Below are 20,245 nucleotides of genomic sequence, written 5' to 3' on the forward strand. Positions count from 1 at the left end.
TGCCTCAATACAGTAACAATACGAAAATTAAGCGTATTTTAGTGGCTTGCCCTAGCTTGGCAAGCAGCAGTGCAGGCGATGGCGAGTAAAACTGACTCCGCCCCGCTCCACGCACTCCAGCCCGGTCAACGTAAAGCCATGTCGTAAAAATAGCTCATAACTGAAGGCGCTGGCCTCGGTGGTGATGAGGGTCATACCGAGCCCTCGGGCCCCCGCGAGCGCCGTGGTGAGCAGCAGATTGCCCAGCCCCTGGCGCTGATGGTCGGCGCTCACATAGAGCAGACTGAGGTGGCCATCGGGGCTCAGAGTGACAAACCCGAGGGGCACATTTGCCTGCTCCGCCACCCAGCCGTGGTGCTCGCGCAGTTGACTGAAAAAGCCCGGATGTTGTGAACCGAGGGCCCATTGCTCCACCTGCTCGGCGCTGTAGTGCTCGGGGCCGCTGCGTCGCACCGCCTGCTCAAACAGGGTTACGAGGGCGGGGATATGTGCCTCACCAAGGGGGACAATGCAAAGTGCTGGATTAAGTGCTGGCGTCATAAGGTTGGGTCGTCAGTGGGGGAGAGGGGGCGCGGCGCCTGTGGCCGTTTGGCTTTGGGCAGACCCGCGACAACCCGCTCATAGGAGTGGTGCACCCAGCCCTGCCACAAATCATCCGGCAAGGTGCTGTTCAGGGTCACTGTGTTCCAGTGTTGTTTGTTCATATGCCAGCCCGGTTTGACCTCGGGGTGGATCTCGCGCAGCAGCAACGCCAGCTCTGGCTCGCATTTGAGGTTGATGGTAAGCGGCTCGGCCTGCCAATCCACCAGCGCGAACATCTTGCCCGCGATGCGGTAGACCAGGATCTCCGGGCCAAACGGGGTATCTTCGGTGGCGCCCGGCAGGGTCAGCAGAAAGTGGCGCAAACGGGTCAAATCCATGGAAAGTTCTCGCGCAAGGGGTGATCCGGGTCATGTCAGGCGCATATCTATCGGCGGGCCTGTTCTGTTAATATGCGCGCAGCCGAGTATACCCCCCATCACCAAGGGAGCCTATTGGATGTTGTATCACAAGACTTTCGAACTGGGTCCCGAGCGGGATTGGGTGGTGTTTGTCCACGGCGCCGGTGGCAGCTCCTCCATCTGGTTCAAGCAGCTGCGCGCCTATCGCGAGCACTTCAACGTGCTGCTGCTGGACTTGCGCGGCCACGGCCAGTCCCACCAGCTGCAACAGGTGGTCAAGGGCCACTACAGCTTTCGGGAAGTGACCGAAGATATCGTTCGGCTGCTCGATCATCTCGATATCCGCCGCGCCCACTTTGTCGGCATCTCCCTTGGCACCATCCTTATTCGCCATCTGGCCGAGCTCTGCCCGGAGCGGGTGAAAAGCATGGTACTGGGGGGCGCTATTTTGCGGCTCGATATCCGCTCGCGGGTGCTGGTGCAACTGGGCCGACTCGGCCAGCATTTCCTGCCCTATATGTGGCTCTACCGGCTGTTTGCTTTCATCATCATGCCGCGCCAGCACCATCAGGAGTCGCGCAACCTCTTTGTGCGCGAAGCCCGCAAGCTCTGCCAGAAAGAGTTCAAGCGCTGGTTCCGCCTCGCCACCGAGGTTAACCCCCTGATGCGTTACTTCCGCGAACGCTCCCTGCCCATTCCCACCCTCTATGTGATGGGGGAGGAGGATCATATGTTTCTGGCACCGGTGCGCGAACAGGTAGCCCGCGATGCCAGCTCCTCATTAGCGGTGATCGAACAGTGCGGCCATGTCTGCAATGTGGAACAGCCGGAGCAGTTTAATCGCCGTACGCTGGCGTTTATTAAATCGCTGGGAGGCGGGGGAGATTAATTACCTCGCTCCCACATTTATCAAACAAAGTTTGCTATTAATTTACCAGTGCCTCCAGGTGTCTGGTGACTACCATATATGTTATTAACAACAGATCCCAGTTATCTTGGGGTTGTCCACTGCTAGCATTTTCTATAACTGTATTTTTAAACCTCGGTAGAAAAACTTCTATCGAGGTTTAATTTTATTTGATTGAAGTGCTGGGAGTATTAGATGTTAATTTGTAATGGCTTCTTAATTCACATCAACGCAGAAAATAGAGCATAAATAATGCCACCCTTAATAGCATCGGTTAATTGTTGTGCTGTTAATGGTGTTCTTTATATGCAAGACTAATCCCTAAAACCTGTTACCCGAAAATCGTTTCCCGTTATTTCTGAGGAAATTTGGTCAATGAACTGATAAATAGATTTGTTTATAAACTCAGTTATTAGCCAGCTACCATCTTTTTCAAGATGTTTACTAAGAGTCTGAGGATTATATCGCGATAGCTCACTTAAACGATGCATTGCTCCGATAGTTAATGTTAATGTGCTCTTATCGATGATGTTATTTTGTAAGTCCTTTCTTTTTACATACCACAATGAATTTGGACTAAAGATATAACGAAGCTCTTTTCTTCTGTTTTGATGGTAATTTTGAAGTGATTTAATACTGGCAGCACTAGGGATTCCATTATTAACGACCCAATCAAACTTTTTATTCCTTCTTAAAGTGTATGATACACTATTATCATATATTGGATCTAAACTATATCCTTGAAGTCGTCTAAGAGTTCTAGGGTTAGAATGTTCTTTCTCCAATTTTATTTCTAGCCAACCTTTATTTTGACTACGATCAAATACAAATCGAGGCTCCATGATTGGAATAAATAACTCAGCTATATTTTTATATGTAATCGTAAATGCACGATGGATATACGGGATATTATAAAATATGTCTTTAAGTGTATACTGCTGCCCTCCAGCAGGAACATGCTCTCCCAGATAGATTCCTAATCCAGAAACAACCCCAGCAGGCTGAAATTTAACAATTTCGTTTTGTAGGCGTATATGCCCATTTTCTTGTTTACCAGTCACACCATGGCTCAAATCATAACCAACTTTTTTTACTTCTAAAAGGGCTTTGGTTGCATTGAGAAAACAGTAATATGCGGTTAAAGGTTTAGAAACTAAACTGAGCGTTTTAGTTGATTCATAAAAATTTCTAGCCTGTTCCCAGTAAAAAAGAGCGTCATTTTGCCCCTCTGATCTGAGGTATATTTCTACAAATTGCCAAGTTGAATCTGTCAATACAACCTTACTTGGTAAATCAGCGACAACCTTGGGTTTTCTAACTACAATTTCTTTACTTTTTATTCTAACTGTGGTTCTCGGCTTTCCTGGTTTCAATTCAGCCTTTATAGTCTTGATTGCTTCTTTGTTTTTATGCGTTTGAATTTTTATTTTACGCAATTCTTCATTTGTCATTTAAATTCTCATCGTTCTTGGGTATATAGCAACTTTTCAATAAATATTGAAACAACTATCTACAATATCTGTAAAAATTATCCAAGCCTTGTGGTGAAGAGTTTTTATCCATTTAATAGAGCAGTTTGAAGTTCTCAGTATCAGACTATATAGATTCATTGAATATTGAAAAAAATAACTATCCATATCTATTTTCTGTTCACTGAAAATATAGCTACCGCACGGGGTTACAGCTCCCCGAGTGCTGCTTTTAAACAGATTGGATGTTGATCAAACATCGGCTTTCCTCGGCTGCCTTTGGCGCTATGAGTGCCGGATGAGAAAGATATCAAACACCGACCAATTAAAGTGAGTAAAAAGTTAGTTACCGCTCGGATTTTGAAAGGTTTTTTGACAAGGATCAGACTTGAGCCAAGTTGCTTGCGGGTTGCGTGGGTAAGGGGAGTTCAATAAATAAACAGATAAGACATCCTCGACGACTGGCGCCAAGTGACAGAAGTGGCTGGGCAATATCACGGTTATGCCCTGTTATAAGGGCGATTTGTTTTTAGGTCATCGAGCAGACCGGCCACGTTTGTCGAGGGTGTTCAGTAGCCGGTCATCTCCAGATAGCCGACCCCTTTGGTATCCCCCGAGACAGAGACAGCTCCCTCCCAGTAGTCAAAGCGACCTGTCATGGCCTGATTGGGCTGACGGGCTTTGATGGTGAGGCTCATTCCGGCGGCGTTTAGCTGCCACTCGACGGGGTAATTCTGCCCCTTGGGGCCGCGCCAGGTGTTGCCCGGGGTGAGGCGAATCGCATCGGGGGCGAGCACCCGGCTGCTGCCATCCCGCTCAATCAAGATACCGTAGCGGTTCTCGGGCTGGTTTTCGGGATTAGCGCGGCCCGATTTGGTGCGCAGGCGAAACAGCATCAGCTCGCGGCCATCGGCCAGCTGCAGCGAAAACCAGTCCCAGCCCGATTGCCACTCGGCCAATACCGAGCTGCTCCACTCGTGATCAAACCAGCCTTGTCCGGTGACGGTGCGGGTCTCGCCATCACGAGTCAGGGTGCCGCTTAAATGCAGGCGCGGGTAGGAGTAGTAAAAGGAGGCGTTGCCCGGGCTTTTCTCGCTGTAACCGGCCTTGCCTTGCAGCACCAGCGGCTTGGCGGCAGTGACGGTGAGGTTCAGCTCGCCAATCTTGCTCTGCACCTTGAGGGTGGCGGGGAACAGCGCAGTCCCTTGGGAGGCAAGCCGCCACTCCCTGAGCCAATATTGGCCGCCGCTGGCCCCCGCCAGTCCCGGCCCCTGCCGACTGGCCCGTTCATCTTGCTGGTGGCTGCCACGGTCGAGATCCGTGATGGCAAACTGGGCCAGCCAGAGCTGGGGGGTGAGCCAGGGGTTGCTGGTGCGGAGTTCTTGTTCGATCCCTTGGCGAAACAGAGTCCACTGCATGCCATATTCGCGCCCCTGTTCATCCTTGAGGTTGCCGGTGAGATACCACCACTCGGAGCGGTAATCGGGGTGGGCGGCGTGATCCTCCGGCAATTGGATGGTTTGCCCCGGCAGCACCTTTTTAAAGCTGTTGTTGCCGCCGCCGAGCAGGGCGCCCAGATCGCTGGCAGCGATAGCCCCGCTATAGAGCGTCCAGAGCATACCCAGCGCCAGCGGCCACCCTTTGATCTGTCTCATACCACTCTCCTTGCCGCATACCAGGAGGCCAATGCGCCACATGCCGGTGCCAGCAACAGGGCGGTGACGGCATGGAGGGGGGCGGCCTCGAAGGCGAGGCGCCAGCCAAAGGCGCGGGGGTTGACCACCTCGATCAGCACCCAGGCGAGGCCATACCCCACCGGCAGGGCCAGCAGGGCGGTGAGCAGCCCCAATCCCGCCCCTTGCCACACCAGCAGCTGGCGGCAGTGGCGGGGGCTCGAGCCCAGACTCTGCAAGGTCTGCAGCTCGCCACGGCGCGCCAGCCCCAGCACCATAAAGGCCGAGCCAATGCCGACAAAGGCGATGCCGAGGATCAGCAGTTTCAATAGCTCGGTCACCACAAAGGTCTGGTCAAACACCTTGAGCGCCGCGCTGTGAATGGCGGGGGCGGAGAGCAGATTGAGCTGCTCGCCAAAGCGCTCGCGCAGGCGGTCGGCCAGCTGCTCGGGGTCGTTGCTAAAGAGGGCGAGGGATTGCACCGCCCCAGCCTCGAAGGCGTGCAGGATCTGCCCCTTGTCGCTGCCGTAGTCCTGATAGACGCCGGTGACGGTGAACTGCCTTGGCCCCTGCTCGCCACTGATCGCCAACGTCTGGCCCACCTTGACCCCGAGGCGCACCGTCAGCGGCTCGCTCGCCAGCACTTCGTCGGGACGGGTGGGCCAGCGTCCGGCCAGCAGCGGATAGGCCGCTTTAAGCTGGGGGATAAAGTCCATCTGCGCCCACTCGATGGGCAGCCCCTGCCAGCGAGCGGGGTGCACCGAGCGGCGCGAGGCGGTGCTCACCAGCGGATTGGCGAGCAGGGTCTTAAGGGTTGCATCGCTCAAGGTACCCTTGTTGCCCGCCACCCCCTTGGGGGCGGTGACATAGAGATCGGCGGCCAGACGCTGGCCGAGCCAGATCTCCACGCTTGAGCGAAAACTCGACACCATGACCCCGATGCCGATGGCCGCCGCTATGGCGAGCTGCAATGCCATCACCGCGATGGCGGTGCAATCGAGGTGATAGAGGGTCTCTGCTACCCCGAGTCGGGCAGTGAGGGGGCCGCCCGCGCGTCGTCGCAACCAGCCAAGCAGGCCGCGCAGGGCATCGGGCAGCCAGAGCGCCATGGCCAGCAGCCAGCCTCCGGCGATAAACAGCGCACCGGTGAGACCGGTTTGCGGCAGCCACAGGCAAACGGCGCACAGCAACAAGATGGCGATGGCCAGCACGCGCCGTCGCCACGGGTGAGCGGGGGGGTGGCTGCTGCCAGCGCGCAGTTCGAGGGGGGATTGGCGCAGCAGTTGCCACCAGCCGGGCAGGTTGGCGGCCAGTGTGCCGAGCAGCCCGATCAACAGCGCCTTGAGCAGGCTCACGGGGGAGAGGCGCAACAGGTCGATGGGGTTGGGCCCATAGAGATCGGCAAGCGCCTGGGTGAGCTGCCCCATCAGCGCCAGCGCCAACAGGCTGCCGAGCAGCACCCCGAGCAGGGTGCCGATGGTGGCGAGAATAAGTAGCTCCAGGATGAGCCAACGCAGCACCCGGCTTGGCCCCATTCCCAGAATGATCAACTGGGCCAGCTGGGGGCGACGTACGCTCTGCACAAATCGCTGGGCGTTGAACACCAGAAACAGTCCCACCGCCATGGCGAGCAATGACAGCGCCGTCAGGTTAAGGGCCAGTGCATCGCCAAGCTGGCTGGCATCGAGCGCCGGGCTGATGGGCTCAAGCCACAAGGGCTGGTTCGGGTAATCGGTTTGCAGGGTGGCCTGCAGGGTGCGAGCCTCGTCTTCACTTAGCTTGAAGACGATGCGATCGAGCCGACCCGCTTTGCCCAGCAAGGGCTGGGCGAGGCCGATGTCGGTTATCAGCAGTCGCTCCATGGGCACGGCGCCCGGCTCAAACGTGCCTGCCAGCATCAGGGTCAGGGGGCGGGCGCTGGCGCCATCGCTGCCGCCCAATACAAAGCGGCGACTCAGGCCCGCTTGCCAGCCAAGGCGCTCCGCTTCGGGGGCCGCCAACCAGATGCTGTCGGCGCGGTTGAGGGAAAATGCGGGTTCGCTCGCGGGTTGGGCGCCAAACAGCTGGCGCAGGGGGCCGGGGTTGAAGAGAGCCATTCCCAGCAGTTGAAAGCTGCGCCCCTCTTCATCCTTGAGCCAGCCATGGAGCTGGGGCATGGCATCGAGAGCGGGTTGGCTGGTCACCAACTGCACGTAAAGCTGCTCATCCAGCCCGCCAGCGGGGGCCAGCCGGTAGTTGGCTTCTCCTGCCAGCTGGCTGCGGGCGGCGACGAAGTTGGTGCGGGCACTGTGATTGAGCAGCTCGATGGCCACCACCAGTGACACCCCCAATACCAGCCCGGCCAGACTCATCAGCAGCAACCAGGGGTGACTGCGATAGAGGCGCAGCAGCGCTTTGAGTGGCAGCATCAGCGTGCCCCCGACAGACGAAGTCGCTGTTTAGTCATGACGGGGCCCTTTTAGTTCGATAAGTTGACCCCCTTCAAGGCGCAGCACCCTGTCGGCCAGGGCGGCATAGGCCGGGTTGTGGCTCACCAGCAGCAAGCCTGCGCCTGTGCCCCGCACCGCCGCCACCATCAGCGCCATCACCTGCTCGGCATTGTGCTCATCGAGACTGCCGGTGGGTTCGTCGGCGAGCAGCCAACCGGGTTGATGGATAAGGGCGCGGGCCAGCGCCACCCGCTGTCGCTGACCGCCGGAGAGCTGCTCCGGCCAGGCATGGCGCTTGTGGCTCATATCGAGCCGGTGCAGCAACTGGTCAATCCTTGTCTCATCCGGTGGCATACCGTTGATGGCGAGCGGCAGGGCCAGATTCTCGGCCACGTTGAGGGTCGGCAGCAGGTTGAAATCCTGATAGACGATGCCGAAATGGCGGCCCCGCAGGCGCGCCCGCTCGTCGGGGGAGCGGTTGTCGATCCGGGTCTCCCCCAGCCAGATCTCCCCTTCATCCGGTGCAATCAGACCGGCGATCAGATTGAGCAGGGTTGACTTGCCGCAGCCGCTTTGGCCCAGCAGCAGGGTGATCTCGCCTGCGGGGAGGGCGAGATCGAGATGGTGGAACAGCGGCAGTCGTTCACTGCCGTTATCGAAGCTCTTGCAGAGGTTGCGCAGGGTCAGCATGGGATAACCGTTTGATGGTCAATGGCTTTCATCATGCTTGGTACGCTAGCACGGCCAGCATTGATCAACACCCCTTACGGTTGATCAAGAGTGCCAGTTAGTGATCAAGGCGGCAAAAGAGCAGTGGATCCTCGCTGGATCCCGCTTGCCCGAGGTGGTTAGAATAGGGGCTTCCATGGGTCACAGGATGAGCAAGGATGTTACACAAGCAAGTCAGTTTTATCATCGATAGCAAGGGCAACAAGCAGGCTGCCGTCGTCCCCATCGAGATCTACAACGAGCTGATGACCCTGCAAAAGGCACTCTCCGACAACCGGCCGGGGGAGCGCGAGCTCTACCACTTCAACGGCAAAGGGGCCGAGGCCCACGGTTATCCGGTGGGCAAGCGGCAAAATCCGGGCTTTATGGTGCTGGCCGGTTCCACCGCCAATGGCGAGGATGCCGCCTCTTTGCGTGAAGCGGTGATCGAGCTGCGTCACGAACTGCTGGAGAAGGGGGTCATAGTGCCCCGCAGTCAGGGCGGCTTTGTCTTTACCGCCGATCAGCTGTTCAACAGCCCGAGTCTGGCCGCCAGTCTGGTGGCGGGCAATAACCGCAGCGGTCTGGATGCCTGGCAAAACAGCGCAGGCTATACCCTCAAGCAGTCGGGTTTCGGCAAGAAATAATCCCGCGTTTCGACAGCAAACCAATTAAGCGTTAATTGACCTGGATGAATTTTTCTTTTCATCCAGGTGCTAGCATCATTGCCAGATGGTTCTAAAAGGAAGAGACCATGTCTGCGCTCACCCCTGTTATTTTGCTGCTGTCCCTGTTTATCCCTCCCGCCCATGCCAGTAGTGGCCCTGTTCTGTTGACATCCTCTTCAATCGGACTTTTTTGTGTCGGATTGTTTGTGTTGGCCTACGCCCTGGTGATGGCTGAAGAGTATCTGCAACTGCGCAAGTCCAAACCCGTGCTGGTGGCCGCCGGGGTGATCTGGATCCTGATCGGTATCGCCTATGCACAGCAGGGGATGAGCCCTGTCGCCGAGCAGGCCTTTCGCCATACCCTGCTGGAATATGCCGAGTTGATGCTGTTCCTGCTGGTGGCGATGACCTATATCAACGCCATGGAGGATCGGCGGCTGTTCGATGCCCTGCGTGCCTGGCTGGTGCGATCCGGCTTTCACTTGCGCACCCTGTTCTGGTTGACCGGCGGGCTTGCCTTCTGTATTTCGCCGGTGGCAGACAACCTGACCACAGCGCTCTTGATGTGCGCCGTGGTGTTGAAGGTGGCCAACGGTGATCGGCGTTTTGTCAATCTTGCCTGCATCAACATAGTGATCGCCGCCAACGCCGGAGGGGCGTTCAGTCCCTTTGGCGATATCACCACCCTGATGGTGTGGCAGGCGGGCAAGGTGCAATTTGGCCAGTTCTTCACCCTGCTTATTCCCTCTCTGCTCAATTTTCTGGTGCCGGCCATCCTGATGAGCCTGATGGTGCCGCGCCATGTGCCGGAGGCTGATAACGAGGTAGTCGATCTCAAGCGGGGGGCCCGCCGCATCGTCGCACTGTTCTTGCTGACCATCATCACGGCGGTGCTATGCCACAGTTTCCTCCATCTGCCACCCGTACTGGGCATGATGCTGGGGCTCGGTTATCTGCAGTTTTTCGGGTTTTATCTGCGCAAGTCGTTACCGCGCTCGCTGGCCCGCAAGCGTGCGCTCTATGAACGCAATGGTGATGAGGTGCGGTTGCGCAGTCTGGGTTCTGTGGTGCCATTTGACGTGTTCAACAAGGTGGCCAAGGCGGAGTGGGATACCCTGCTCTTCTTCTACGGGGTGGTGATGTGTGTCGGTGGGCTGGGCTTTATGGGGTATCTGGAGCTGGTCTCACACTGGTTGTATGACGCTGGGGATCCCACCATAGCCAACATCTTCATAGGGGTCTTGTCCTCTGTCATCGACAACATTCCCGTGATGTTTGCCGTGCTGTCGATGAACCCGGATATGGCGCTGGGGCAGTGGCTGCTGGTGACCCTGACCGCCGGAGTGGGCGGCAGCCTGCTCTCCATCGGCTCTGCGGCCGGGGTAGCCCTGATGGGACAGGCCCACGGCATGTATACCTTCTTCGGCCACCTGAAGTGGCTGCCTGCCATCTTGCTCGGTTATCTGGTGAGCATAGGGGCGCACCTCTGGCTCAACAGTGCCCAGTTCTGAACGTCTGGCCGCCAGTACGAAAAGAGGCTTCCGTTGACGGAAGCCTCTTTCGTTTTTCTGACCGGGGGAGGGGGATCAATCGCCTCGCTTGCCGGTCAGCAGCCAGTAACTCAGAGTCGAACCCACCCCGCAGCAGGCGATGGCGATGGCCATCGGCAGCGGCGAGTGGGGCGGATTGAGGTTGACCAGAATGCCGACCAGGGCGCCGATGCCAAAGCGCAGGGTGCCCGCCAGTGCCGAGGCGGTGCCCGCAGATTGCGGGAAGTGGCCCATCAGGCCGGTCATGGCGTTGGCACCCACCAGACTGATATGGCCGACAAACAGTACCACCGGAATGACGATGCCCCACAGGCCACCGGTCTGGCTCCAGGCGTTGTAGACCAGCAGGGCGCCCGCGCAGGGCAGCACCAGCAGGCCGTATTGCAGCATTCGCTCAGCGCCCACTCCTTTGACCAGTCGGCTGTTGACGAAGGTGACCACCATCATCAGCAGAATATTGAGGCCAAACAGCCAGCCGTAGTGCTCGGTCGGTACCTTGAAATACTCGATATAGACATAAGGGGAGCCGCTTAAGAAGGCGAACATGCCGGAGCTGGAGAGGGAGCCGCACAGCACATAACCCATGGCGCCGCGATGGGAGAGCACCCCCCAGTAGTTCTTGAGGATCTGGCCCAGATTAAGGGGTTGGCGATGTTCCGGTTTCAGGGTCTCCTGAATTTTCCACTGCATCACCAGACAGATCAGCAGGCTGATCCCCACCAGCAGCCAGAAGATCACCCGCCAGTCGGCGTGGGCACTGATATAGCCGCCCACCACCGGCGCCACCAGCGGCGCCAGGGTCATCACCAGAATGACAAACGACATGGCGCGGGAAAACGCATCCTTCTCGAACAGATCGCGCAGCAGGGCATTGACCACCACAGAGCCCGCCGCACCGCCCGCTGCCTGCAACATCCTATAGGCCAGCAATTCGGGCAGAGAGTCCGCCATGGCACAACCCACCGAGGCGATGGCAAACATCACCAGCCCCGCCAGGATCACCGGCTTGCGGCCATAGCTGTCGGCCAGCGGGCCGTAGAAGAGCTGGCCGATGGCAAAGCCGCCCAAAAAGGCGCTGATGGTGAGCTGGGCGCCGTCGATGCTGGTGGCCAGATCCCGGGCGATGGCCGGAATAGCGGGTAGATACATATCCACCGCCAGCGGGGTCAGACCCGCCAGAGCGCCGAGCAGGATAAACAGGAAACGGGGGGAGAGGGCGGCAGCCTGAGCTGTTGGCGATTGGGGCATAGGGTGTCCAGTTGATGCGAAACGTCGGGTTGAAAAGCGCGAAAAAAGCAGTCTATCAGTTTTGTCGCGGCTATGGATCCGGTATGGCGAGCCAGAGGCCGGGCTCGGCGGCAAAGCGTGGGGCAAACCAGTGCTGGCGCACTGCAGTGGGCATCTCGCTCGCGGCGATGGGGCGGCGACTGAGGCGACAGGCTCCCTGAGAGAGCGCCAGCGCCGCATCCCCCTTGTACCAGCCATCGGTGACGGCCAAGGCCGTGGTTTCCCGCAGCAGTCTCACTCCCCACTGGGTCACCAGCGCCGGGCACGCTGTTTCTGCCAACCTTGCTGCCTGCACCATGGCGGGTGGACGGGGCAGGGTAAAGGTCACGCCGAGCAGCAGCAATCCGGCCACCGCGACCACCCCCTCGCCATGGCGTGGCAGCCAGCCTGCCAGCAGCACGAGACCGAGCAGGGTGATGGGGGCCAGATGGCGGGGATTGTCAGGGTTCTGGCCAAACAGGGTCCAGAGCAGCAGGGCGAGCCAGTAGAGTGTCCAGAGTGGGGAGAGGGCGGCAGGGTGGTTTTTTGATCTTTGCCAAAGCGGCAGTACCAGCAGCGCTCCAACAGCCAAGGGCCAAAGCGGGGTGAGCTGATCTTTGAAGGTGCGCGCCCAGCTGAGCAGCCGATCGCCATGGGCCGCCGCCGTGTTGCCCCACAGGGTAAAGTGGCCGTCGGTAAAGCGCCGCCCTTCGCTGAAATAGGCCCAGCCATCGGCCTGCCAGACAAACAGCAGGCAGGCTAGCCCCACCAGCACGATGGGGAGCACAAACCTGAAGCGCGTTTCCTTCTGCGCCATCCCGAGCCACAGGGGCAGCAACGCCAGCACAAAATAGGAGGGGCGCAGCGCCAGCATAAGGCCCAGTAAAAGACCCACCAGTGCAATTCTGCGCTGCTGCAAGGCCAGCAGCGTCCCGAGCCAGGCGGCGAGCGCGGATCCGTCCGAAAGGCCGGAGAGTGCCAGCGTCGGGGTGAGCGGCAGGGCCAATACCAGCAGCCAGACGGGTGCCAGCAGGCTGGGCCGTTGCCACAGTTTTACCGCCAGCAAGGCAGCGAGCGGTGCCAGCAAACTGCTACCCAAGAGGCTTGCCCACTGCACCGCGCGGGCGGGATCGTCCACCAGCAGATTGATCAGCCGCGCCAGCCAGATAAAGGCGGGGTAGCCCGGAAAGTGGGGGGAGAACTCCAGCACGCTAAAGCGCGTTACCCCGTGGGCAAAATTGAGGGCATCGTCGGAATCGAGGGCCACCGGAAAGGCCAGCAGCCAGCCAAGCCAGGCCAGTTGCAGCAGAATGAGCAGCCAAATGGTGGTGGAGCAGGGGGAAGGCCAACGCTGGGCCATTACCTTACCCCTCATCCCCAGTCCTTCTCCCGCAAGGGGAGAAGGGGGCAAACCAGCGTCCGGGTGCATTTATCGGCAGGCCGTGCGTAGGGTGGGTAGATCGCAGCGAAACCCACCGTTTGTCACAGCGAGGTGGCGCAATGATTGGCAGGTTGCCATCAAAGCGGTGCCAGCACGGCCATCAGCGCTTTTTCTGCATCGCTAAAGGCGGCGGCGTCGGCGGGCTTGGCGCCCACCCCGAATACCCCCGGGTTGCCGATGGCATCCAGCACCTTGGCCAGCGCCTGTTCGGCCGCCTTGCGATCTCCTTCATTGAGGGAGGGGAGGATCAAGTCGAGGAAGCGCTTGCTCTTGACCACCAGCACCTTGGCGGTCTGGTAGTCGCCAAGATTCTGGCTGGCCCCTTCGAGGCGGCGCTCAATCTCCGCCTTGTAGGCGCGATTGAGCAGGGCGGCGGTGGCGGCAGCGTCTTTGGCCTTGATGGCGGCGGCCAGCGGCCCTTGCAGTTCCACCTTGTGATGCTGTTCCAGATAGCTCAGCTCGTCGGCAATCTCGCTCAAGGTGGCGCTGGCATCCTTGCCTCCAGTGGCGGCGCCCAGCAGTGCCTCGCGGGCGTCGATCAGTGGCTCCTTGCCGGCGGCGGCGTAGGAGTAAGCCTGCGCCTGCCCGCTGAGGGTCAGCAGCAGGGTGAGGGCGAGTAAACCCGGGCGGATGGTCATCCTGTTCTCCTTACTTATGCCAATGGCGCGGCCATCAGGCCACACTCTGGGTTTCGATCACGGTATTTTCGTTGCGATGGTTGAAGATGGCATGACGTCTGTCCACCCCGTCGATCACCATGTCGGCAGCCATCATCCCCATCTCCATGGCGGTGTCGGTGAAGATATAGCGGAATGTCCCCTGACGGCCGGTCATGATGAGGTTATTGATGGGCATCAGCGCCTTGATCGCTTCGTTACGACGGGCCTGATAGCCGAGATCCATCAGCGGATAGGCGTATTCGCTACGCGCTTCAAAAGTTTCATCACCAAGCTTGGCGGTATCGACACTCAGGCTCGCGAGATCGGCGGTAACCCGACCGCGCAGATCAGAGAGCGGCGCCTGCCAGGTGGCATCCCCCGGATTGCAGGGGATCTCCAGCATCACCGAGGTCTGGCCCTGTGGCGCCATAAAGGGGCTACGGCGGCGCGGCTCCTGCAGGCGGGTCGCCAGAATATGGGGGTCGGAAAGGTACTGCCAGGTGTTGTCCGACAGGTTCTCTGTTTTAAGCGGCATATTGACGAAGCGAAGCGACCGGTAGTGTAGATCGCACGGCAAGCCCAGATGCTGGCAGGTGAGCGGCAGCGGCAGGGTGGAGATCACCTGATCAAAGCGCTCGCTCTGCTCAACGTCATCTTGTTTCCAATAAACCCGTTCGATGCGGCCATCGGCCTGCTCAAGGCGGGTGATGGTGGCGCCGGTTTTGAGCTCAACGCCCTCTGCCACCAGTCGCTCCCCCAGAGTAGTGAAAATTTGGCCGAAGCCATATTTCGGGTAGCGGTATTTGCGGGCATAGGTGCGCACCGAGATACTGCCGTTGCGTCTTGGCAACAGGCGGCGCGCCACGTCTTTCAAATCGATGAGGCTGATGCGCTGGCCAGCCCAGTCGGCGGAGAGCTTGTCCGGGTTGATGCCCCACAGCTTGCCGGTGTAGCCCTCGAAGAATTGGCGATAGAGGGTGCGGCCGAAGTGGCTCTGGATCCACTCGGCAAAGCTCGCCTTGGCAAAATCATCCGGCTTCTTGCTAAAGGGCAACAGCAGCAAGTCTTTTACCGCACCGGCCATCAGGGCGAGCGGCGCCGTCTTGAGCAGGTTGGGCAGGTTCAGCGGGTAGTCATAGGTGCGCCCGCCAAAGCGGATGACGCTCTTGCGTTCGGCGTGGAGCAGGTCATCCCCCATCAGCTCGTCGATAAAGGCGAGCAGCTCGGGGTTCTTGGTGATAAAGCGGTGACCGCCGTAGTCAAAGCGATACTCCCCATCGCGCCCCTTGAAGGTCTGGGTGGCGCACATGCCGCCGACCACCGGCTCCTGCTCGAACAGGGTGACTGCAAAACCGGCGCAGCGCAGGCGCCAGGCCGCCATCAAACCGGCGGGGCCGGCGCCCAGCACCGCAATGCTTTTCTTGTTGTTATCGCTCATGACCTATTCCGAAACTGCTTGATAGATAAGGGAACCGCGCCAAGGCGCGGCTCCCGAATGGTGTTGTTACCCCGTGACATTGCTACCACAGGGCGTGCGGGCTCAGCCCTTGCTGGATGCGGCGCTCACCTGCGGGCGATAGCTGCGCTGCCAGAGGGTAACGAAGATCGCCAGATAGAGGGCCCAGGTCAGCAGCTGCAAGCCAGCGGGTGAGGCATTGTAGCCAAACAGGGCGCGCAGGAAGGTACCAAATACCCCCTGATCGTCGAGAATATGGCTGATGTCGAACACCGGCGTGGTCCAGAAGGTGATGATCTCTGCCGCTTGCAACATGTTGACGGCGGACGACAGCAGACCTGCGGCGATGATGATGATAAGCAGGCCGGTCCAGCGGAAGAAAGGGGCCAGCGCCACCTTGCGGGTGGAGCGCAGCAGCCCCCACACCAGCGCGATGGAGACCAGCAGCCCCGCCAGCGCGCCCATCAGGCCGGATTGCAGATCCACCCCTTGGCCCGAGTAGAGCAGGGCGGAGAAGAAGAGCACGGTTTCAAACCCTTCGCGCATTACGGCGAGGAAGGCGAGCAGCACCAGACCAAACAGGTTGCCGCCATCGATGGCCGCATCGATACGCGCCGTCATGGCCCCTACCTGGGATTTGGCCTGCTTTTGCATCCAGATCGCCATATAGGTGAGCACCAAGGTGGCGAAGATCAGGATCCCCGCCATCAACAGGTGGTTGTAACGCTCGCTCTCGAACTGGCTCACCACCACCTGGAACAGGAAGGCGACCACAAGGGAGGCGACAAGGCCAAGCCCCACCCCCAGATAGATGAACTTGTTGTAGCGGCTCGCCCCCAGCTTGGCGAGGTAGGAGAGGCAGATGCCGACCAGCAGGAAGGCTTCCAGCCCCTCGCGCAGGGTAATCAGAAAACTTGCAAACATCAGGATTGAGGCTCCGTAGCGGGCGTGACGGGGAGAGGCTGCAAGGTAAGTTGCAGCCGATTGAGTAGCACTATGGGTGGCTCCGGCAAGCTCGGCTCGGCGGCGCGCACCGCATCATTGACCCACTTGGGGTAGGTGCGGAAATTGAGTTTGATATCGGCTTTGAAGGGCCCTTGGGCATCTGCGGGTAGCGGCCAAGCTTCATCGCGCCAGCCATCAGCCGGAATGCGGGTATCTTCCAAGAGCTTGGCGTAGCGCCAGAACTTGAGCCCCACCGGCTTGCCCTCGGCATCGCCGAACACTTTTCTGAACAGTCGCGCATCTTCGGGGACTGCACCATCCACCGGCTGGCCGCTGGCAAGCACCAGCTTGCCGGTGGCGTCGGTGACGGTCAGTTCCAGCCAGAGTTCACGGAAATCAGCTACGCCAGTGGGCAGGGCATGGCCCGCGCCGGTATTGGCGACCCGCACCACCAGTTGCTGGTTCTTATCTGCAGCCTGTTCGATACGGGCGGAGAGGGTAGCGCTGGAGCGCAAGAGCGCCAGACTCTCCTGCTCAAGGTCGGGATTTCGCAGCCCCACCAGCTGGTGCTGGGCGCCGGTAAAGTTGTGGCGATAGAGCCGCTCCTTCATGGTGCCGTTTTCGGTGGATTGGCCCACCACCGGCGCGCCGCCATTGCCCGGCTCCGGGTTCATATGGCAGTCGATGCAGGTGCGCCGTTTGGCGGGATCATCGGCCTTGGCGAAGCTGGATTTTTCCCACTCGTCCCAGGTATTGACGATATTGGCGCCGGTGCCGGGGGCAAACTCGTTGTGGCACGACTTGCACAGGGCGGCATCGCGGTAGAAATCCTTCTGATAGGAGGCTTTGTGGGCCGCCGGACGGGCGTTGATCTGCCGCTCAGCCAGCCAGTGCTGGAGGCTGCCGCCCGGGGCATCCTCGAACACATAGCTCTCGCGGTCTTTTAAATTTACGGTAAAGGCGCTGTTGCCGCCCGCATCTTCTACCTTGGTGATGCGATGGCAGAGCACGCAGCCGGTCCCTTCCTCAACCACAGGTTCACCCGCCTTGTGGGCGGCAATCAGCGAGGCGCCGCCCTGCTCGAACATATGGGAGCCCTTGGGCAGATCCAGCTGGCCGGTCATCACCTGCTGGGGCATATGGCAGCCCTGGCACCACTGACCGAACGCTTCCCCTTCGGTTTCGCGGGCCAGCGCCTGCACCACCTTGTAGTAGGGGTGGGAGTTGCCCATCAGCCGGTGGTTGCTCTCGCTCCAATCTTTGAAGGCCTGTTGGTGGCAGTTCTGGCAGGAGGCAGAGTTGAGCCACTCCTTCGGGTGAGTGGTTGGCGCCTTGGCGGGATCCGTGCGCGGGGCATCGAGCCGCAGCCAGTTGGCAAGATAGGGGAGGTTGCCATCGGCGGTGACGAAGGCGTGTAAGTCCTCCATCATCGCTTTCACTTCCGGCTGGGGCTTGGCGGGGTCAACTGCCTCGGCCCCATCGCGGGTGTCGTGTCCCATGCCGCCCTGGGTCTGCTGGGTCATGCGCAGGTATTCGCCGACAAAATCCCCCGCCACCATGTTGGTGAGGTTGGCGTGGCCGTTGATGGCGTTGTCGCCGCTCTTCTGGCGATGGGCCGCCATCAGATAGCGGTTGGTGAAGTTGAACCCGTCCAGATGGCAGGAGTTGCAGCTCATCCAGTTGTCCCCCGCCATGGGGAAGCGTGAGTTGGACGCTGTGTTACCTAGGTTGAACAGCCGCTCGCCGCGCTGAAGCGGCTCGGGACGCGGATCCGTCTCTACCAGCTTGGCGAAGTGGGGCACATCGACGGTGACCCGGGCAAACGGGCCGCTGCCGCCACTATTGAGGCGGGTGAGATCCTGCCCCATGGCGTTGTGCACCAGAATATGGTCACCGTCGATCAGCAGATCCCGCGGATTCTGGCCCGGCAGGTGGCGCAAGAGCTGGGTCGCCTTGGCGCCCCCCTGAAACTTCTTGCGGCGGTGGCGGTTGTTGTTGGACTTGCCGCTGCGGGAGAGGTCAAACACCAGCAGATCTTCCGAGCCCGCCAGGGTCAGATAGACCCGTTTTCCGTCGGCGGCGAAGCGCGCAGCGAACGGGTTGGAGACGATCTGGCTGCGGTTGCCGACGCTTGGCAGGTTGATCTGCAAAAAGAGCTGCTTTCTTTCATCAACCCGCTCTTTCTCCTCATCGAGATCGATGATGGAGACGGCCGGAAAGACGGTGCTTTGGAACTGGAAGGGGTGGCTGAAGCTCCACAGTACATGGGGCAGCCAGGCTTCGCTGCCATCGGGGGAGAGGGCGATGCCATCGAGCAGGCGCGGCAAGCCCTGGGAGTCGCTCGGCGTGTCGCTGTGGGTCTCGGCCAGGGTAATGAGCTTTGGCTTGGGAAGCGAGGAGCCCTTGGCGCCGTGGCCAAGCTTGGCGAGATCATAGATGGCGAGCTGGCCTGTCATGGCGTGGGTCAGCAGCAGGCGATCGTCGTTGGTCAGGGCTAGTCCACGGGGAGTCTCGGCGGTTTCTGCATCCAGCTGGAGGTTGCCCGCGGTGTCGTAGGCCTGCAGGCGAGCGGATTCGAACAGCGTCACCCAGAACCACTGCCGTTTGGCATCGAAGATGACCCCGTAGGGGCGATGGCCGGTGGGGATCGCCTTTTCCAGATCGAGATCATCATCCAGCAGCAGCAGGCGATCACCGCTGTAGTCGGTGACCAGCAGGGTGCCGTCATCGGCGCGGGCCAGCTGGCGCAGATCGCCCCCCAGCTGCACTTCTTTGAGTCGCTTGCCGCTATCGCGCTCAAGCAGGGTGACCGATCCTGCGCTCAGGTTGGCGGTGACGAGGCGCGGGCTTTGTCCCTCCTCATAGGCGATCATCCCGGCGCCCATCTGCTGGGCAAACGCGAAGGGGCTGGTCAGCAGCAGGAGGAGGGCCAGCAGGGGTGACAAATATGCAGAGAACGATGACTTCAACATGGGATCAGGTGCGCCATTTCAAGATGGTCCAGCGCCAGGCGTGGCGCAGCACCAGAGGAGTTAACGCCAACGCGCTCAACCAGTGGGCCCAGCTGGCGAGGTTGCCCATGGCATCGCCCGGAGTGCCGTGCAGCACCAGCAGCAGGCCGCTGGCCAGACAGATCAGCAGCAGGGCTTCAATAATCCGCCCCGTGGTGCGTAAAAAGGGTTTGTTGCTGCGGTTCAACAAGCTGCGATGGGAGAGCCAGAAGGCGCCAAATAGCAGCGGGAACAGGGTGAGCGAGAGCATCACATGGAAAAACAGATTCCAGCGTGCCAGCGACCAGAGCGGGGTCAGCGGTTCCCACAGCAGCAGGCCGGAGAAGAACATCAGATAGAGGGTGCCCTCGGCGGCCTGATGGTGGTAGGCCAGCCACTGCCAGAATTGTCGGGGTGAGAGAGAAAGGCTTGTCATAAAGGCTCCAGCACCCGGGCGGGGCAGCCCGGGGGGAGCAAGTTTATAACGCAGTAAGAGTAATGAAAAGTGTTATCAATTGTATTGCTGGTGAATCAAGGCTGAACAAGCACAGTGATCAAGCTCGACTATTTATGCTCCGCCATCCGCTCGGTCACCGCATAGATGAGTGCGGCCAGCGAGAAGGCGAGAAACACCACCACGGACCACTTCATATCGACTTCATTGATAATGCCATCTTCGAGAAATGCCTTGAGCACCTCCACTCCGGCGATGGTCACCAGCGAGTTGATGACGATGAGCTTGAGGGAGGCAAAGTTGATCTTGCTAAGCCAGTTGCTGCTAAGGGAAGCGCGCTGCTCTTCCGTCTGGATAAATTGCACATAGCCACAGATAGCAACCAGGATCAGCATCTGGGCCACCAGTATAAAGTCCACCAGGGTCAGCACGCCGGTAATGAGATCCAGATAGGGGATCTCGAAAATGTTTACAGAAAGCTGATAGAGCTGCATGGCAAACTTCACCATCAGCAATACCACGCAGATGAGAATGCCAATGTAGAAGGGGAACATCATCAATCTGCTGCCATTGAGCATGAAATTGAATCGACGCATAAAAACTCCAAGGTAAGGGAAGCTGGGTGATTATGACCTGAATTGAGGCTATTGGCAGCGACGTGTCGTCAAGTCACCAAGCTTTCACTATCA

The 20,245-nt window shown here is 59.2% G+C and carries 17 protein-coding genes; 3 read left to right on the forward strand and 14 right to left on the reverse strand.

From position 1 onward, the window contains the following. Positions 1–51: 51 nt before the first annotated feature. Both AB5Y71_RS00765 and AB5Y71_RS00770 read right to left on the reverse strand, forming a co-directional pair. Positions 52–540, reverse strand: coding sequence for a GNAT family N-acetyltransferase (locus tag AB5Y71_RS00765; RefSeq protein WP_139746649.1), 489 nt, complete (start codon positions 538–540; stop codon positions 52–54). Then, a complete protein-coding gene (locus tag AB5Y71_RS00770; RefSeq protein ID WP_005333730.1) occupies positions 537–920 on the reverse strand; it encodes an MmcQ/YjbR family DNA-binding protein in 384 nt (127 codons plus the stop codon). The genes AB5Y71_RS00765 and AB5Y71_RS00770 overlap by 4 nt, the downstream gene beginning before the upstream one ends. A gap of 118 nt (positions 921–1,038) precedes the next feature. On the opposite strand from AB5Y71_RS00770, the gene AB5Y71_RS00775 reads away from it, so the two are divergent. Next, positions 1,039–1,830: an alpha/beta fold hydrolase gene (locus AB5Y71_RS00775; protein WP_368170759.1), complete on the forward strand. Its 792-nt coding sequence runs from the start codon at positions 1,039–1,041 to the stop codon at positions 1,828–1,830. A 332-nt stretch (positions 1,831–2,162) separates the two neighbouring features. On the opposite strand, the gene AB5Y71_RS00780 is transcribed toward AB5Y71_RS00775, so the two are convergent. The 4 genes from AB5Y71_RS00780 to AB5Y71_RS00795 form a co-directional block, all read right to left on the reverse strand. Continuing rightward, a complete protein-coding gene (locus AB5Y71_RS00780; RefSeq protein WP_368170760.1) occupies positions 2,163–3,299 on the reverse strand; it encodes a YaaC family protein in 1,137 nt (378 codons plus the stop codon). 587 nt (positions 3,300–3,886) lie between these two features. Then, positions 3,887–4,936 carry a lipocalin-like domain-containing protein gene (locus AB5Y71_RS00785; RefSeq protein ID WP_368170768.1) on the reverse strand — a complete coding sequence of 350 codons (1,050 nt, stop codon included), beginning with the start codon at positions 4,934–4,936 and terminating at the stop codon, positions 3,887–3,889. Positions 4,937–4,968: 32 nt separating this feature from the next. Further along, positions 4,969–7,398, reverse strand: a complete 2,430-nt coding sequence (locus AB5Y71_RS00790; protein ID WP_368170761.1) for an FtsX-like permease family protein — start codon at positions 7,396–7,398, stop codon at positions 4,969–4,971. A 30-nt stretch (positions 7,399–7,428) separates the two neighbouring features. Further along, positions 7,429–8,109 (reverse strand): ABC transporter ATP-binding protein, encoded by a 681-nt coding sequence (locus AB5Y71_RS00795; protein WP_368170762.1) that lies wholly within the window; start codon positions 8,107–8,109, stop codon positions 7,429–7,431. Positions 8,110–8,306: 197 nt separating this feature from the next. On the opposite strand from AB5Y71_RS00795, the gene AB5Y71_RS00800 reads away from it, so the two are divergent. After that, a complete protein-coding gene (locus AB5Y71_RS00800) occupies positions 8,307–8,774 on the forward strand; it encodes a DUF4357 domain-containing protein (protein WP_005333716.1) in 468 nt (155 codons plus the stop codon). Positions 8,775–8,881: 107 nt separating this feature from the next. After that, complete coding sequence (gene nhaD, locus AB5Y71_RS00805) at positions 8,882–10,306, forward strand: sodium:proton antiporter NhaD (RefSeq protein WP_257123176.1); 1,425 nt, start codon at positions 8,882–8,884, stop codon at positions 10,304–10,306. Positions 10,307–10,381: 75 nt separating this feature from the next. On the opposite strand, the gene AB5Y71_RS00810 is transcribed toward nhaD, so the two are convergent. The 8 genes from AB5Y71_RS00810 to AB5Y71_RS00845 all read right to left on the reverse strand — a co-directional run bounded on the left by AB5Y71_RS00810 (position 10,382) and on the right by AB5Y71_RS00845 (position 20,152). Next, positions 10,382–11,593: a Bcr/CflA family multidrug efflux MFS transporter gene (locus AB5Y71_RS00810; protein ID WP_042055658.1), complete on the reverse strand. Its 1,212-nt coding sequence runs from the start codon at positions 11,591–11,593 to the stop codon at positions 10,382–10,384. 70 nt (positions 11,594–11,663) lie between these two features. Continuing rightward, on the reverse strand, positions 11,664–12,929 hold the full coding sequence (locus AB5Y71_RS00815; RefSeq protein WP_368170769.1) for a hypothetical protein: 1,266 nt from the start codon (positions 12,927–12,929) through the stop codon (positions 11,664–11,666). A 200-nt stretch (positions 12,930–13,129) separates the two neighbouring features. Further along, positions 13,130–13,690: a hypothetical protein gene (locus AB5Y71_RS00820; RefSeq protein WP_129503850.1), complete on the reverse strand. Its 561-nt coding sequence runs from the start codon at positions 13,688–13,690 to the stop codon at positions 13,130–13,132. A gap of 34 nt (positions 13,691–13,724) precedes the next feature. After that, positions 13,725–15,149 (reverse strand): FAD-dependent oxidoreductase, encoded by a 1,425-nt coding sequence (locus tag AB5Y71_RS00825; RefSeq protein ID WP_368170763.1) that lies wholly within the window; start codon positions 15,147–15,149, stop codon positions 13,725–13,727. A 102-nt stretch (positions 15,150–15,251) separates the two neighbouring features. Further along, the gene (locus AB5Y71_RS00830) at positions 15,252–16,091 is read right to left on the reverse strand and encodes an FTR1 family protein (protein ID WP_040066413.1); all 840 of its coding nucleotides are present in this window, start codon (positions 16,089–16,091) and stop codon (positions 15,252–15,254) included. Further along, positions 16,091–19,084, reverse strand: a complete 2,994-nt coding sequence (locus AB5Y71_RS00835) for a YncE family protein (RefSeq protein WP_368170764.1) — start codon at positions 19,082–19,084, stop codon at positions 16,091–16,093. Before AB5Y71_RS00835 ends, AB5Y71_RS00830 begins: the two co-directional genes overlap by 1 nt. Before the next feature lie 4 nt (positions 19,085–19,088). Further along, on the reverse strand, positions 19,089–19,538 hold the full coding sequence (locus tag AB5Y71_RS00840) for a hypothetical protein (RefSeq protein WP_005361249.1): 450 nt from the start codon (positions 19,536–19,538) through the stop codon (positions 19,089–19,091). Positions 19,539–19,666: 128 nt separating this feature from the next. Further along, the gene (locus tag AB5Y71_RS00845; protein WP_005333692.1) at positions 19,667–20,152 is read right to left on the reverse strand and encodes a YqhA family protein; all 486 of its coding nucleotides are present in this window, start codon (positions 20,150–20,152) and stop codon (positions 19,667–19,669) included. Between the last annotated feature and the right edge of the window lie 93 nt (positions 20,153–20,245).

The sequence above is a fragment of the Aeromonas sp. R9-2 genome, from assembly GCF_040908025.1.
In the GTDB taxonomy this organism is placed as follows: Bacteria; Pseudomonadota; Gammaproteobacteria; order Enterobacterales; family Aeromonadaceae; genus Aeromonas; species Aeromonas veronii.

Excerpts from the sequence above, each read along its gene's own strand:
- AB5Y71_RS00780 (WP_368170760.1), bottom strand. The coding sequence starts at position 3,299 with ATGACAAATGAAGAATTGCGTAAAATAAAAATTCAAACGCATAAAAAC.
- AB5Y71_RS00800 (WP_005333716.1), top strand. The coding sequence starts at position 8,307 with ATGTTACACAAGCAAGTCAGTTTTATCATCGATAGCAAGGGCAACAAG.
- AB5Y71_RS00845 (WP_005333692.1), bottom strand. The coding sequence starts at position 20,152 with ATGCGTCGATTCAATTTCATGCTCAATGGCAGCAGATTGATGATGTTC.
- AB5Y71_RS00840 (WP_005361249.1), bottom strand. The coding sequence starts at position 19,538 with ATGACAAGCCTTTCTCTCTCACCCCGACAATTCTGGCAGTGGCTGGCC.
- AB5Y71_RS00810 (WP_042055658.1), bottom strand. The coding sequence starts at position 11,593 with ATGCCCCAATCGCCAACAGCTCAGGCTGCCGCCCTCTCCCCCCGTTTC.
- AB5Y71_RS00835 (WP_368170764.1), bottom strand. The coding sequence starts at position 19,084 with ATGTTGAAGTCATCGTTCTCTGCATATTTGTCACCCCTGCTGGCCCTC.
- AB5Y71_RS00820 (WP_129503850.1), bottom strand. The coding sequence starts at position 13,690 with ATGACCATCCGCCCGGGTTTACTCGCCCTCACCCTGCTGCTGACCCTC.
- AB5Y71_RS00765 (WP_139746649.1), bottom strand. The coding sequence starts at position 540 with ATGACGCCAGCACTTAATCCAGCACTTTGCATTGTCCCCCTTGGTGAG.
- AB5Y71_RS00830 (WP_040066413.1), bottom strand. The coding sequence starts at position 16,091 with ATGTTTGCAAGTTTTCTGATTACCCTGCGCGAGGGGCTGGAAGCCTTC.
- AB5Y71_RS00775 (WP_368170759.1), top strand. The coding sequence starts at position 1,039 with ATGTTGTATCACAAGACTTTCGAACTGGGTCCCGAGCGGGATTGGGTG.
- AB5Y71_RS00795 (WP_368170762.1), bottom strand. The coding sequence starts at position 8,109 with ATGCTGACCCTGCGCAACCTCTGCAAGAGCTTCGATAACGGCAGTGAA.
- AB5Y71_RS00770 (WP_005333730.1), bottom strand. The coding sequence starts at position 920 with ATGGATTTGACCCGTTTGCGCCACTTTCTGCTGACCCTGCCGGGCGCC.
- AB5Y71_RS00790 (WP_368170761.1), bottom strand. The coding sequence starts at position 7,398 with ATGCTGCCACTCAAAGCGCTGCTGCGCCTCTATCGCAGTCACCCCTGG.
- AB5Y71_RS00785 (WP_368170768.1), bottom strand. The coding sequence starts at position 4,936 with ATGCTCTGGACGCTCTATAGCGGGGCTATCGCTGCCAGCGATCTGGGC.
- AB5Y71_RS00825 (WP_368170763.1), bottom strand. The coding sequence starts at position 15,149 with ATGAGCGATAACAACAAGAAAAGCATTGCGGTGCTGGGCGCCGGCCCC.
- nhaD (WP_257123176.1), top strand. The coding sequence starts at position 8,882 with ATGTCTGCGCTCACCCCTGTTATTTTGCTGCTGTCCCTGTTTATCCCT.